Source organism: Shouchella patagoniensis (assembly GCF_002019705.1).
Lineage (GTDB): Bacteria > Bacillota > Bacilli > Bacillales > Bacillaceae_D > Shouchella > Shouchella patagoniensis.
Genome location: NZ_KV917377.1, coordinates 2888588 through 2902593 on the forward strand (window position 1 = coordinate 2888588; position 14006 = coordinate 2902593).

The window sequence follows — 14006 nt, forward strand, 5'->3', positions numbered from 1 at the left end:
TATGACGGAGGTGGAGTAAATGATGTTTGGAAGATTTACAGAGCGTGCTCAAAAAGTATTGGCGCTCTCTCAAGAAGAAGCGATTCGATTAAGCCATCACAATATAGGTACTGAACATATATTATTGGGTCTTATACGTGAAGGAGAAGGCATTGCAGCAAAAGCATTACAGCAACTCGGGCTTGGGGCTGAAAAACTGCAAAAAGAAGTGGAGACACTAGTTGGCAAAGGCGAAGAAGGTCAGAAAAGCATTCATAGTACACCTCATTATACTCCTAGAGCAAAAAAAGTCATTGAACTCTCGATGGACGAAGCTAGAAAACTGGGACACTCTTACGTAGGAACAGAGCATATTCTACTCGGTTTGATTCGAGAAGGAGAGGGTGTTGCGGCACGTGTTTTGAATAACTTAGGGGTTAGCCTTAATAAAGCAAGACAGCAAGTGCTTCAGCTTCTAGGTAGCAATGAAGGAGGAAGTTCTTCACAGTCAGGTAGTGCAACAGCTAATGCGAATACGCCAACATTAGATAGCCTTGCTCGTGATCTAACTGCTATTGCGCGAGAGGAAACACTTGATCCCGTTATTGGTAGAAGTAAAGAAATTGAACGTGTTATTCAAGTGCTAAGTCGACGCACTAAAAATAACCCAGTCTTAATAGGAGAACCAGGTGTAGGTAAGACCGCAATTGCAGAGGGGTTAGCACAGAGTATCGTAGCAAATGAAGTGCCAGAAACTCTGCGGAATAAACGTGTGATGACACTTGATATGGGTACCGTGGTAGCCGGGACAAAATACCGAGGTGAGTTTGAGGATCGTTTGAAAAAAGTAATGGATGAAATCCGTCAAGCTGGAAACGTCATCCTATTTATTGATGAACTTCATACATTGATTGGTGCTGGCGGAGCAGAAGGTGCAATTGATGCTTCAAACATATTAAAACCTTCACTAGCACGTGGAGAGTTACAATGTATTGGTGCGACCACTCTTGATGAATACCGTAAATACATTGAAAAAGATGCGGCTCTAGAGCGTCGTTTTCAACCGATTCAGGTGGATGAACCAACTCTTGATGAGTCCGTGCAAATCTTATATGGCTTGCGTGACCGTTACGAAGCTCATCATCGTGTGACAATTACTGATCTAGCAATTGAGGAAGCTGTAAAGTTATCAGATAGATATATTTCCGATCGCTTCCTACCGGATAAAGCGATTGATCTTATTGATGAGGCTGCATCTAAAGTTCGCTTACGCTCTTATACCGCACCACCAAACTTAAAAGAACTTGAAGCTAGGTTAGAAGAGACTAGGAAAGAGAAAGACGCCTCTGTCCAAAGCCAGGAGTTTGAAAAAGCGGCATCGCTCCGTGACTCGGAACAACGTTTACGAGAAGAACTTGAAGAAATGAAAAATGAATGGAAGAAAAAACAAGGCCAAGAAAACACGGAAGTTGTCGTGGAAGATATTGCACAAGTTGTAGCTAGTTGGACTGGAATTCCGGTTTCCAAATTAGCTGAAGAAGAAACAGACCGTTTGTTACGAATGGAGTCAATTCTTCATGAGCGACTTGTTGGTCAAGAAGAAGCGGTAAAATCGATTTCTAAAGCAATTCGTCGCGCTCGTGCAGGTTTAAAAGATCCTAAACGTCCAATTGGTTCGTTTATCTTCTTAGGTCCAACTGGGGTCGGGAAAACGGAATTGGCAAGGGCTGTCGCTGAAACATTGTTTGGTGATGAAGATTCTGTTATTCGAATCGATATGTCGGAGTATATGGAAAAACATGCAACGAGCCGTTTGGTTGGTTCGCCCCCGGGTTATGTAGGACATGAAGAAGGCGGACAACTGACAGAGAAGATCCGCAGAAAGCCATACTCTGTGATTTTATTAGATGAAATTGAAAAAGCACATCCAGATGTTTTTAATATATTGTTACAAGTGCTTGAGGATGGACGGTTAACTGATTCGAAAGGACGGACGGTTGATTTTCGTAATACAGCAGTGATTATGACTTCCAATGTGGGGGCATCGCAGCTGAAACGAAATAAATACCTTGGCTTTACAACAGAAACTGAAGGTCAAGAATATAAAGACATGAAAGATCGTGTGATGTCAGAACTTAAGAATAGTTTTAGACCAGAGTTCTTAAATCGCATTGATGAAATCATTGTCTTCCATTCTTTAGAGAAAAAACATGTGCGCGAAATCATTACAATGATGTCCGACCAATTAAAGAGCCGTCTTTCAGAACAGGGAATTGATTTTGAGCTTACAGAAGAGGCAAAAGACAAAATTACGGATATTGGTTATGATCCAGAGTATGGAGCACGACCATTACGCCGGGCACTTCAAAAAGAAGTAGAGGACCGTTTGTCGGAAGAACTTTTGAGAGGCACAATCGTAAAAGGGCAAAAAGCTGTGATTTACATGAAAGATGGAGAATTAGCAGTTGAAGCAAAAGAAAAAACAAATGTATAAGCAATGATAAAAGAACCGGAGGGCGTTTCCTCCGGTTCTTTTAAAAACAAGCGTTTCTCTGCGGTTTTTGGTACACTTACTGTATTGAAGCAAACGGAGGAATGAATGCATGGCGAAACAAAAAACAAAATTTGTCTGCCAAGAGTGTGGATATGAATCAGCAAAATGGATGGGTAAATGTCCTGGTTGTCAAAGTTGGAACACAATGGTAGAAGAAATGAATGTAAATGAAAAGCAAAGAAGCCGCAGTTATGTAACATCGGGTGACACAATCCATAAAGCCCAACCGATTACTTCAGTGAAGGGTGAACGTGAACCTCGAGTGAGCACGACGATGACAGAGCTTGATCGTGTTTTAGGGGGAGGCATTGTGCCAGGTTCACTTGTGTTGGTAGGAGGTGACCCCGGTATTGGGAAGTCGACTTTATTGCTACAATTATCAGCGAAGTTAGCAAATACCAATGAAAGGGTATTGTACATTTCAGGGGAAGAATCAGTTAAGCAAACGAAGTTGCGTGCTGATAGATTAGAACTGTCCTCTGATCAATTATTTGTGCTCGCTGAAACAGATGTCTCATTAATCGAACGAGCGATTGATGAAGTTCAGCCATCCCTTGTTGTGATTGACTCAATACAAACCGTCTACCAGGAAGAAATTACTTCCGCCCCAGGAAGTGTTGCTCAGGTACGAGAGTGTACTGCAGCGTTTATGAGAGTCGCTAAAACAAGAGGAATCGCCGTGTTTATTGTTGGCCACGTAACAAAGCAAGGATCAATTGCCGGTCCTAAATTACTGGAGCATATGGTTGATTCGGTCCTCTATTTTGAAGGGGAAAGGCACCATACGTATCGGATATTACGAGCAGTAAAAAATCGGTTTGGCTCAACAAACGAGATGGGCATCTTTGAAATGAAAGAACTTGGGCTAGAAGAGGTGCTTAACCCTTCAGAAATCTTTCTTGAGGAACGTTCGCAAGGGGCAGCTGGGTCAGTAGTTGTTGCTTCAATGGAAGGGACAAGGCCTGTCTTAGTAGAACTTCAAGCATTAATTTCTCCAATGGGTTTTGGAAACCCGCGACGAATGGCAACAGGTCTAGATCATAACCGTGTTTCGCTGCTTATGGCCGTGTTAGAAAAGCGTGTAGGCATGCTTCTACAAAATCAAGACGCTTACTTAAAAGTTGCAGGCGGAGTAAAGCTTGATGAACCAGCGATTGATTTGGCTATTGCGCTTAGCATTGCTTCAAGTTTCCGCAATCAGTCAACAGAGCCAATGGACGTTGCTATAGGTGAAGTTGGTTTAACGGGTGAGATACGTCGAGTGTCACGGATTGAACAACGTGTTAATGAAGCCGCAAAATTAGGCTTTAAAAGAGTAATCATACCAGAGAAAAATTTAGGTGGCTGGACAGTACCACAGGGTATTGAGGTTGTTGGTGTCCCAACGCTTGATAAAGCGCTAGATGCTGCTTTAGGGAGGTAGTAGGAATGGAAGAAAGGAATCGAACTGTATTTATTCAAAATTTATTGAAGTTAGTTGCGCCGGGAACGCCGTTACGAGCGGGTATTGACAATGTTTTACGTGCGAATACCGGAGGATTAATTGTGCTCGGCTACAATAATGAAATGATGAATATTGTAGATGGAGGATTCTTTATTAATAGCGATTTTTCGCCAGCTTACTTGTATGAATTGGCAAAAATGGATGGAGCAATTATTCTAAGTGAGGATGGAAAGCGAATTCTATACGCGAATACGCAACTTGTGCCGAACAATAATATATCATCAAGTGAGACGGGCATCCGTCACCGTTCTGCAGAGCGAGTAGCTAAACAAACAGGGAATTTAACGATTTCGATCTCGCAGCGACGTAATGTCATTACGCTTTATCAAGGTGAATACCGATATTCTTTAAAAGACATTGGCGTCATATTAACAAAAGCAAATCAAGCGATACAAACGCTTGAGAAATACAAATCTGTACTAGATCAAAGCATTACTAACCTTGGGGCACTTGAATTTGAACAACTGGTTACGTTTAGTGATCTAGTTCAAGTTATCCATAGGATTCAAATGGTGCTACGAATTAAGCAGGAAATCCAAAACTTTATTCTAGAACTTGGGGACGAAGGGCGCTTAATTACAATGCAATTAAAAGAGCTTGTTTCGAACACGGAACAAGAAGCATTGTATTTGCTAAAAGACTATTCAAAAGAGCGGACACATGACGTGAAAAAAACGCTAGCAGAGCTAACTACGTTGTTAAATGAGGATCTCTTAGATGAGCAGGCGATTGTAAAGGCGCTTGGTTATGGAAGGACCACCAATCTTATGGAGCAGTCAGCTTCACCGAGGGGTTACCGAATCCTTCATAGAATACCTCGACTTCCTACACAAATTATAGAGAATGTTATTGATGAATATGGCCATCTGTCAAGTGTAATGGTAGCGACAGCAGCACAATTAGATGAAGTTGATGGAATTGGTGAGGCAAGAGCAAAGATGATTAAAGACGGTTTAAGTCGCATTCAAGAACAACTTTTTGTTGATCGCCATATTTAGTAAGGGACAATTAATTGTCCCTTTCAGGCATGATATGGACAGATTAATGAATACTGCTAGATATCATGTTTTTTTATGGAAAATACAGTTTGCTAGGTTTGAGAGTTGTAAACTTGTCTATAATAGCTAAAAGGAGGTGTGTAAGTACATGCTTAAATGGATTGTAAGGATATTCTTTATTTTAGCAGGAGCTACTTTAGGCTTTTTGTTCATTCCAGAGCTTATCGAAATGACAGCATTTGAAGCCCCAGCTTGGTTGTCCAGCCCTTATACAGGAACAGCAATTGGTGCGTTGGTCTTATACGGTGTTTCATTATATCTAGCTGATCTTATTGTTAATTTCTTTCGTTTGATTGAGGAAACGATTGTGAAAGCGCCAATTGCAGATGTATTGTCTGGTTCATTGGGGTTGATAGTTGGTTTAATAGCGGGTTACTTGATCGGATCCCCGTTAAATGCTTTTGGCTTTCCAGTTATAAGTAATATATTGCCAGTGTTTATAACAATATTAGTGGGTTATTTAGGGTTTCAAATCGGCTTTAAAAAGCGGGATGAAATGTTACAATTTATTTTATCTATGCGCAATCAAAAAGACAAAGAAATGCAGAGAAAAAAAGACTCTGTTGATTCAGAGCAAGAGGGACAAATGTCTGGTAAGCAAATGAAGATCCTTGATACTAGTGTTATTATTGATGGTCGAATCGCAGATATTTGCCAAACTGGTTTTCTTGAGGGAACGCTAGTGATTCCAGGGTTTGTGTTAGATGAATTGCAGCATATTGCTGACTCGTCTGATGCATTGAAGCGAAACCGTGGTCGTAGAGGCCTTGATATATTAAACAAAATTCAAAAAGAACTGCCAGTCAACGTTCATATTTATGAAGGTGATTTTGAAGAAATCCAAGAAGTTGATAGTAAACTTGTGAAATTAGCAAAGATATCTTCGGGGATTGTTGTAACAAATGATTTTAATTTGAATAAAGTCTGTGAGTTACAAGGTGTACAAGTATTAAACATTAATGACTTAGCTAATGCAGTTAAACCCGTTGTTCTTCCTGGAGAAATCTTAAATGTGTATGTGATTAAAGAAGGGAAAGAAAATCATCAAGGAGTTGCTTACTTAGATGACGGCACGATGATTGTTGTTGAAGGTGGCCGTGAATTAATGAATAAGCAAGTTGATGTAACGGTAACAAGCGTTTTACAAACCAGTGCGGGCAGGATGATCTTTGCTAAACCAAAATCGTTAGAGAAAGCCCAATAAATAAAAGCCTGCCTTTATATAAGGGCAGGTTTTTTGAGGAGAAGCGCGTTCTCATGGTAAACTGGCTTTAGGATGAATTAAAGGGAGAACGTAGGATGGATTATAAAGCAATTGTATTAGCTGCTGGACAGGGCAAGCGAATGAACGCGGGTTATAACAAACAATTGATTAAGCTAAATGGTACTCCACTCATTATCCATTCTTTGCAATTGTTTGAAACAGATAATGAGTGCTCAGAAATCATTCTAGTCGTTAGTGCAAATGAACGTGAAGATATGAAAAAACTTGTGGAGAATTATAACGTAAAGAAAGTAAGGAATCTGGTGATAGGCGGTGTAGAGCGTCAAGATAGCGTCTATGCTGGATTATCAGCAATAGATGATAAAGGGATCGTGTTAATCCATGACGGTGCAAGACCGTTCGTTAAGCAGGCTGTCATTCAAAGCATCGTAGAAGAGGCCGAGAAAACGGGTAGTGCAATTGCGGCTGTTCCGGTTAAAGATACAATTAAGAGAATGGCCGGAAACTTTATCGAAAAGACGGTGGAGCGGACAGATCTCTGGGCTGCCCAAACACCACAAGGGTTTCAGTATGATTTAATTTTAGAAGCTCATCAAGATGCTAAGGAATATGGTTATAATGGAACAGACGATGCTAGCTTGGTTGAGAGGTTAGGTAAGCCTGTGTCTATCGTTGAAAGCGATTATTTAAACTTAAAATTGACTACAGAAGAAGATTTACTGTTTGCTGAGACGATTTTAAAAGCAAAGGAGAACAAAAGATGATTCGAATTGGACAAGGCTATGATGTGCATCAAATGGTAGAAGGTAGACCGTTTATTTTGGGAGGCATTACGATTCCTCACGAAAAGGGGTTGCTTGGTCATTCTGACGCAGATGTTCTTCTACATACGATTACAGATGCAGCGCTTGGCGCTATTGGAGCAGGTGATCTAGGAAAGCATTTTCCTGATACGGATGAGGCTTATAAAGACGCAGATTCAAAACAACTACTCAAACATGTATGGGAGCTTGTAAAGAAATCTGGTTATACGCTCGGAAATGTGGATTGTACGGTTATGGCACAAAAGCCCAAGCTCGCCCCCTACATTGATGAAATGCGAACTAAAATTGCAGAGCTTTTAGAAACAGAAGTAGCTAATGTTGGGGTGAAAGCGACAACCACTGAAAAATTAGGGTTTGTTGGTCGTGAGGAAGGCGTGGCTGCACAAGCAGTTATCTTGCTCGTAAAAGCGTAGAAATCTTTGTTTTTAAGTTAGAACATGCTATGATGATTCAGAATAAGCGAGACAGAGGAGTGCTTCGTAATGTCTAAAGAAATCCGGGTTCGATTTGCACCTAGTCCAACAGGGCATTTGCATATCGGAGGAGCGCGTTCAGCGCTGTTTAATTACTTATTGGCAAAAAATACTGGTGGTACGTTTGTACTGCGCATTGAAGATACAGATCAAGCTAGGAACGTAGATACAGCTACAGAAAAATTAATGGATAGTTTGAAGTGGCTAGGTCTTAATTGGGACGAGAGTATTGATACAGAGGCTGGCGAATACGGTCCTTATCGTTCAATGGATCGTGTTGGTCTATATAAAGAATACATTCAGCAGTTACTTAATGAGAATAAGGCATATTATTGTTATATGACCGAAGAAGAGTTAGAAGCAGAGCGTGAAGCACAAAAGGCTCGCGGTGAAATGCCTAAATATAGTGGCCGTGACCGCGATCTTACAGAAGATCAACGGGCAGCATATGAAGCAAAAGGGATTCAGCCAGTTGTGAGATTCCGTGTGACGGAAGGACAGACAATTACGTTTAATGACTCTGTACGTGAAGAAGTATCGTTTGAATCTGACGGTATAGGTGATTTTGTCATTGCCCGTAAAGACGGAGTACCGATGTATAATTTTGCCGTTGTCATTGATGATCACTTAATGAAAATCTCTCATGTTATCCGTGGTGAAGAACATTTATCAAATACACCAAGGCAAATTATGTTATTCCAGGCGTTTGGTTGGGAGGTACCTACATTTGCCCACGCTTCATTGATATTAAATGCCGATCGTCAAAAAATGAGCAAACGTGATGAGTCGATCATCCAGTTTGTGGAACAATATAAAGATCTCGGGTATATGCCAGAAGCAATTGTTAACTTCTTAGCATTGCTAGGTTGGTCGCCTGTAGGGGAAGAAGAAATCTTCACTCTAGAAGAGTTAAGCGAACAGTTTTCGCTAGATCGAGTATCTAAAGCGCCAGCTGTATTTGATATGGATAAACTTGCATGGATGAATAACCAATATATTAAAAATGCCGATCTTGATACGGTTGTTGACTTAGCTTTGCCTCACTTGATCGCGAGTGGTGTTGTCTCTGAAGAGTTGAGCGAAGATCGTTTAGAGTGGACACGTCGCCTAATAGGCCTTTACCAAGAGCAGATGCAATACGGCGCGGAAATCGTAAAACTTACAGAACAATTTTTCAAGAAAGACGTAGACTATACCGATGATGCTAGAGAAGTTTTGGCTGAAGAGCAAGTGCCTGAAGTGTTAACGCAGTTTGCGAAAGAATTAGACGAAGTAGAAACATTTACTGTCCCAGATATTAAAAAAGCCATAAAAGCTACACAAAAAGCGACGGGGCAAAAAGGGAAAAAGCTATTTATGCCGATTCGAGCAGCAGTTAGTGGTCAAACACACGGACCAGAGTTAGGCGATACCATTGAGCTTTTAGGCAAAGCGGTTGTAGGAGCTAGATTAAAAGCAGCGGTTGAGAAGTAAGAAACATTAAGAGAAAACGTTGATTGGGAAAAGTAAACGAAGAATCCCTAACAGAGAAGGCGACCATGGCTGAAAGTCGCTAGGGTGAAATCGTTGAAAATGCACCCATGAGTCTTTATTTGAACGATACGTACGGGTATCTAGTAAAAAAAGCGGTTTGCCTCGTTAAAGGCAGGAAAAGCGCCAGGGATATCTCCTGGTAAAGCAGAGTGGAACCGTGCATATGCGCCTCTGTACCTCAAAAGAGGTACAGTGGCTTTTTTTGTTTTTGGAAAAGGAGGGGAACGAAGATGGGATTAATCCGAACATTAATTAACGACATTGATGTTGTTTTTGATCAAGATCCTGCTGCTCGCAACCGTATTGAAGTTATATTTACTTATTCTGGCGTCCATGCTGTTTGGGGGCATCGTATATCCCATGCTTTGTGGAACCGAGGCTGTTTTTTCCTAGCTCGTTTGCTTTCGCAATTCATACGTTTTTTAACAGGCATTGAAATTCATCCAGGAGCAAAAATAGGGCAAAGGCTTTTTATTGACCATGGTATGGGAGTCGTTATAGGAGAAACATGTGAGATTGGAAATGATGTAACGATTTTTCAAGGTGTTACGTTAGGTGGTACGGGGAAAGAGAAAGGGAAGCGGCATCCGACAGTGAAAGACGGGGCGCTAATTGCTACAGGAGCGAAAGTGCTCGGTTCATTTACAATTGGAGAACATGCCCGCATTGGGGCGGGTTCAGTTGTTTTAAAGGAAGTCCCGCCTCACTCTACGGTTGTGGGGATCCCTGGAAAAATTGTTATAAAGGATGGAAAGAAAGTGGGGTCGGCACACTCTCTGGACCATTCGCTACCAGACCCCATTGCAGATAGTATTTCAGAAATGGAAAAAGAGATCATTAGGCTAAAAAACGAATGTGCTCGACTTGCGGAAAAATAAAGACACATTGGACTAGGTGTTCCACATAGAGTATAGATCACCCTTTATTTAAAGAAAGGAAGTTAATGAAATGGTTAGGATTTATAATAGTTTAACGAATAAAAAAGAGATATTTACACCGATTGAAGAAGGAAAAGTCAAGATGTATTGCTGCGGTCCAACCGTTTATAACTACATTCATATTGGAAATGCAAGACCTCCCATCGTTTATGACATGGTTCGTCGTTATCTTGCATTTCGTGGATACGATGTCACATTTGTTTCAAACTTTACAGACGTTGATGATAAGATCATTCGTGCTGCTCATGAGCTAGGAGAAGAAGTGTCTGATGTAGCTGAAAGTTTTATTGAGGCATATCATGCGGATACAGGGGCATTAAATGTTGCTGAAGCAGATTTACATCCGCGAGTAACGGATACGATGGAAGATATTATTGAGTTTATTGCAAAGCTTGAAGAGAAAGGTTTTGCGTATGAATCAGGTGGAGATGTTTATTTTCGTACACGAAAATTTGATGGGTATGGAAAATTGTCTGGTCAATCGCTTGATGAGCTACAGAGTGGTGTTAGAATCGGAGTAGACGAGCGGAAAGAAGATGCAGTGGATTTTGTTCTATGGAAAGCTGCTAAACCAGATGAAATCTCTTGGAGTAGCCCTTGGGGGGAAGGTCGACCAGGCTGGCATATTGAATGTTCCGCAATGATTAAAAAAAATCTTGGGGAAACGATTGATATTCATGCCGGCGGAAAAGATTTAACTTTTCCTCATCATGAAAATGAAATTGCCCAATCAGAGGCATTAACTGGAAAGAAATTAGCGAACTATTGGATGCATAATGGTTTTGTTAACATTAATAATGAAAAAATGTCGAAATCACTTGGAAACTTTGTCCTCACTCATGACATCATTCAACAATATCCGCCAGAAGTTGTTCGGTTTTTCATGTTGACGGCCCATTATAGAACGCCAATTAACTTTAGTGATGAGCTCTTAACTGGAGCCCAGGCTGGATTAGATCGTCTTAAGAATGCAGTTGCTAACTTGGAACATCGTTTAGCTGAAACGGTAGATTTAGGTGAGTCAAGTGAGTGGATAAAAAAAGTTGAAGGCTTCAGACAGCGGTTTATTGAAGAAATGGATGATGATTTTAATAGTGCGAATGGAATTAGTGTTTTATTTGACTTGGCAAAAGAAGCGAATGTATACACGAAAGAAGATCAAACATCTAAGCAAGTAATTGAAGCATTTCTTGATTTATTTACAGAAGTAGGTCTCGTACTTGGAGTGAGTTTTAAAAACGAGAAAGAATTACTAGACGCGGATATTGATGCGTTAATAGAGGAACGGAATGCTGCAAGAAAAGCGCGTAATTTTGCAAGGGCAGATGAAATAAGAGATCTATTAAAAGAGCAAAATATTCTTTTGGAAGATACGCCTCAAGGTGTACGCTGGAAGAGGGGTTCTGTATGAATTCAGCCATGGATTGGCGCCAACTAAATGGTCTCGCTCTTGCTTATATGGGTGATGCCGTTTTTGAAAAACATGTCCGATATGAACTGCTTAAACATGGAGCAGTTCGACCAAATCGACTTCATAAAGCAGCCACCAATTATGTATCTGCGAAAGCACAAGCGGGTATATTATATGCGTTTGATTTACAAAACCTTTTAACTGAAGCAGAACAAGCAGTAGTCCGAAGAGGGCGCAATGCAAAGTCGCATACAACACCAAAAAATACAGATGTGGCCACATATCGGAATTCGACCGGGTTTGAAGCATTATTGGGTTACTTATACGTAACCCAAGAACACGAACGTTTAGAAGAGTTGTTGCAAGAAGCGATGAATGTGATAGAAAAGAAAGAAGGGATTTCGCCGTGAGTAAACGACAAGATACGAGAAAAGCACCAAAGCCTCCTAAGCAAGAGGAGGAACAAAGCGAATTCATTGTCGGTAAGAATCCGATTATTGAGGCCATAAAATCTGGTCATGCCATTCACAAAATATGGATTGGTGACCAGTCACAAAAAGGACAAATGACAAAACTGATGCAATTAGCCAAGGAAAAAAATGTTCTTGTCCAAACTGCTCCAAAACGGAAGTTAGACCAATTGGTTGGACATAGCAACCATCAAGGTGTTGTTGCATCAATCGCAGCCTATGATTATGCAGAAATAGAGGATTTGTTCCAGAAAGCAACTGATGCAAATGAGGAACCATTTTTTTTATTGCTGGATGAAATTGAGGACCCGCATAATCTAGGTTCAATTATGCGTACTGCTGATGCAGTAGGAGCTCACGGTATTATTATTCCAAAACGTAGATCGGTTGGCTTAACCCAGACGGTTGCTAAAGCTTCAACAGGGGCGATTGAATATATTCCCGTCGTGCGCGTAACAAACATGGCGCGTACAATGGATGAATTAAAGAAGCGAGGCCTGTGGTTTGCAGGAACAGATGCAAAAGGAAATGAGGATTATAGCCAGGCATCTTACGATCTACCACTAGGCCTTGTAATTGGTAGTGAAGGTAAAGGAATTACCCGTTTAATTAAAGAGAAATGTGATTTTCTTGTGAGTATTCCAATGAAAGGTCAGGTTACATCATTGAACGCTTCAGTTGCAGCTAGTTTGCTAATGTACGAAGTGTATCGCAAAAGAAGCGGGTCAAAATAAAATGAAAAACATCCTGCTTGTAGATGGCTATAACATTGTGGGAGCATGGCCGGTGCTACAGAAGTTAAAAGAAACAGACTTCGCGCTAGCACGGGACAAGCTTGTTGGTTTGCTAGCAGAATACGCTGCTTATACAGGTTATGAAGTGAAAGTAGTGTTTGATGCGCATATGGTGCAGGGTATTGGAAAGGTATATAACAAACACCGAGTGGAGGTCATTTACACAAAAAAAAATGAAACTGCTGATGAACGGATTGAAAAACTTGTTATTCAATTAAAAAGGATTGATCGGACGATTTATGTAGCTACTTCTGATATGGCAGAGCAGTCGCTTGCTTTTGGTAGCGGTGCTTTGCGTAAATCGGCACGAGAGTTGGCCATTGAGACAGAAATAGCTGCAAAAAGAATCGACAAGATGCTTCAAAATACGAGAAAAGCGCAAGAATCGTCGAAAATTAAGTTATCAGAGGAAGTTGCTGAAATTTTTGAAAAATGGCGTCGAGGCGACAAATGAGTAGTTGACCTGCTGGAAATCTGTGCTATATAATATGAATAACTTTTCACAACATTATGTCTATGCTATCGCGAGGAGTGATTAGTTTGGGTGCAGGTCTAGCAGGTGGAGCAGTGACGTTTAAAGGTAATCAGTTTGATGCTTGGGAAGACGATTCTTTAATCAATGAAGTTCGTACTGGAAACACGTTGGCACTAGAACACTTAATCGGTAAGTATCGCAATTTTGTGCGCGCAAAAGCTCGCTCATATTTTCTTATTGGAGCAGATCATGAAGATATTGTGCAAGAAGGTATGATTGGGCTGTATAAAGCGGTCAGAGATTTTAATGGGGACAAGCTAGCCTCCTTTAAAGCTTTTGCAGAGTTGTGTATTACGAGGCAAATCATTACGGCGATTAAAACAGCTACAAGACAGAAACATATTCCACTTAATTCGTATGTATCGTTGGACAAGCCTATTTATGACGAAGAGTCGGATCGCACACTAATGGACGTAATCTGCGGGAATAAGGTAACAGATCCAGAAGCGTTGCTGATTAACCAGGAAGAATTTTCGTATATTGAAGGAAAGATGAGTGAAATTTTAAGCGAACTGGAACGACAAGTGTTGATGCTCTATTTGGATGGTCGTACGTATCAGGAAATATCAATTGATCTCAAAAGGCATGTTAAATCAATTGATAATGCACTGCAACGTGTGAAACGAAAACTTGAACGATATGTAGAACTTAAAAGTGTAATGTTGTAACAACAAGAGCGGAGCCTCAAGTGGAGGCCCCGCTCTTGTT

13 protein-coding genes and 1 other annotated feature are annotated in these 14006 nt (G+C 40.8%); all 13 genes read left to right on the forward strand.

What is annotated here, in order from left to right:
• Window positions 1–19: 19 nt before the first annotated feature.
• The gene (clpC, locus tag BK584_RS15165; RefSeq protein ID WP_078393367.1) at window positions 20–2473 is read left to right on the forward strand and encodes an ATP-dependent protease ATP-binding subunit ClpC; all 2454 of its coding nucleotides are present in this window, start codon (window positions 20–22) and stop codon (window positions 2471–2473) included.
• Between the two features lie 109 nt (window positions 2474–2582).
• Window positions 2583–3956 carry a DNA repair protein RadA gene (gene radA, locus BK584_RS15170; RefSeq protein ID WP_078393368.1) on the forward strand — a complete coding sequence of 458 codons (1374 nt, stop codon included), beginning with the start codon at window positions 2583–2585 and terminating at the stop codon, window positions 3954–3956.
• Window positions 3957–3961: 5 nt separating this feature from the next.
• Window positions 3962–5035: a DNA integrity scanning diadenylate cyclase DisA gene (gene disA / locus BK584_RS15175; RefSeq protein ID WP_078393369.1), complete on the forward strand. Its 1074-nt coding sequence runs from the start codon at window positions 3962–3964 to the stop codon at window positions 5033–5035.
• 148 nt (window positions 5036–5183) lie between these two features.
• On the forward strand, window positions 5184–6299 hold the full coding sequence (locus BK584_RS15180) for a PIN/TRAM domain-containing protein (RefSeq protein ID WP_078393370.1): 1116 nt from the start codon (window positions 5184–5186) through the stop codon (window positions 6297–6299).
• A gap of 95 nt (window positions 6300–6394) precedes the next feature.
• Entirely contained in the window at window positions 6395–7084 is a 690-nt protein-coding gene (gene ispD / locus BK584_RS15185; RefSeq protein ID WP_078393371.1) for a 2-C-methyl-D-erythritol 4-phosphate cytidylyltransferase, read from the forward strand.
• Window positions 7081–7557: a 2-C-methyl-D-erythritol 2,4-cyclodiphosphate synthase gene (gene ispF / locus BK584_RS15190; protein ID WP_078393372.1), complete on the forward strand. Its 477-nt coding sequence runs from the start codon at window positions 7081–7083 to the stop codon at window positions 7555–7557. The genes ispD and ispF overlap by 4 nt, the downstream gene beginning before the upstream one ends.
• Before the next feature lie 69 nt (window positions 7558–7626).
• The gene (gltX, locus tag BK584_RS15195) at window positions 7627–9090 is read left to right on the forward strand and encodes a glutamate--tRNA ligase (RefSeq protein WP_078393373.1); all 1464 of its coding nucleotides are present in this window, start codon (window positions 7627–7629) and stop codon (window positions 9088–9090) included.
• Between the two features lie 10 nt (window positions 9091–9100).
• Window positions 9101–9326: a binding site (T-box leader), on the forward strand.
• Between the two features lie 54 nt (window positions 9327–9380).
• Entirely contained in the window at window positions 9381–10028 is a 648-nt protein-coding gene (gene cysE, locus BK584_RS15200; RefSeq protein WP_078393374.1) for a serine O-acetyltransferase, read from the forward strand.
• A gap of 70 nt (window positions 10029–10098) precedes the next feature.
• Window positions 10099–11499: a cysteine--tRNA ligase gene (gene cysS / locus BK584_RS15205; RefSeq protein WP_078393375.1), complete on the forward strand. Its 1401-nt coding sequence runs from the start codon at window positions 10099–10101 to the stop codon at window positions 11497–11499.
• Window positions 11496–11909 (forward strand): Mini-ribonuclease 3, encoded by a 414-nt coding sequence (locus BK584_RS15210; protein ID WP_078393376.1) that lies wholly within the window; start codon window positions 11496–11498, stop codon window positions 11907–11909. The genes cysS and BK584_RS15210 overlap by 4 nt, the downstream gene beginning before the upstream one ends.
• Window positions 11906–12703 (forward strand): 23S rRNA (guanosine(2251)-2'-O)-methyltransferase RlmB, encoded by a 798-nt coding sequence (gene rlmB / locus BK584_RS15215; protein WP_078393377.1) that lies wholly within the window; start codon window positions 11906–11908, stop codon window positions 12701–12703. Before BK584_RS15210 ends, rlmB begins: the two co-directional genes overlap by 4 nt.
• Before the next feature lies 1 nt (window position 12704).
• Window positions 12705–13217, forward strand: coding sequence for an NYN domain-containing protein (locus BK584_RS15220; RefSeq protein ID WP_078393378.1), 513 nt, complete (start codon window positions 12705–12707; stop codon window positions 13215–13217).
• 62 nt (window positions 13218–13279) lie between these two features.
• On the forward strand, window positions 13280–13966 hold the full coding sequence (gene sigH, locus BK584_RS15225) for an RNA polymerase sporulation sigma factor SigH (RefSeq protein ID WP_437182740.1): 687 nt from the start codon (window positions 13280–13282) through the stop codon (window positions 13964–13966).
• Window positions 13967–14006: the final 40 nt, after the last annotated feature.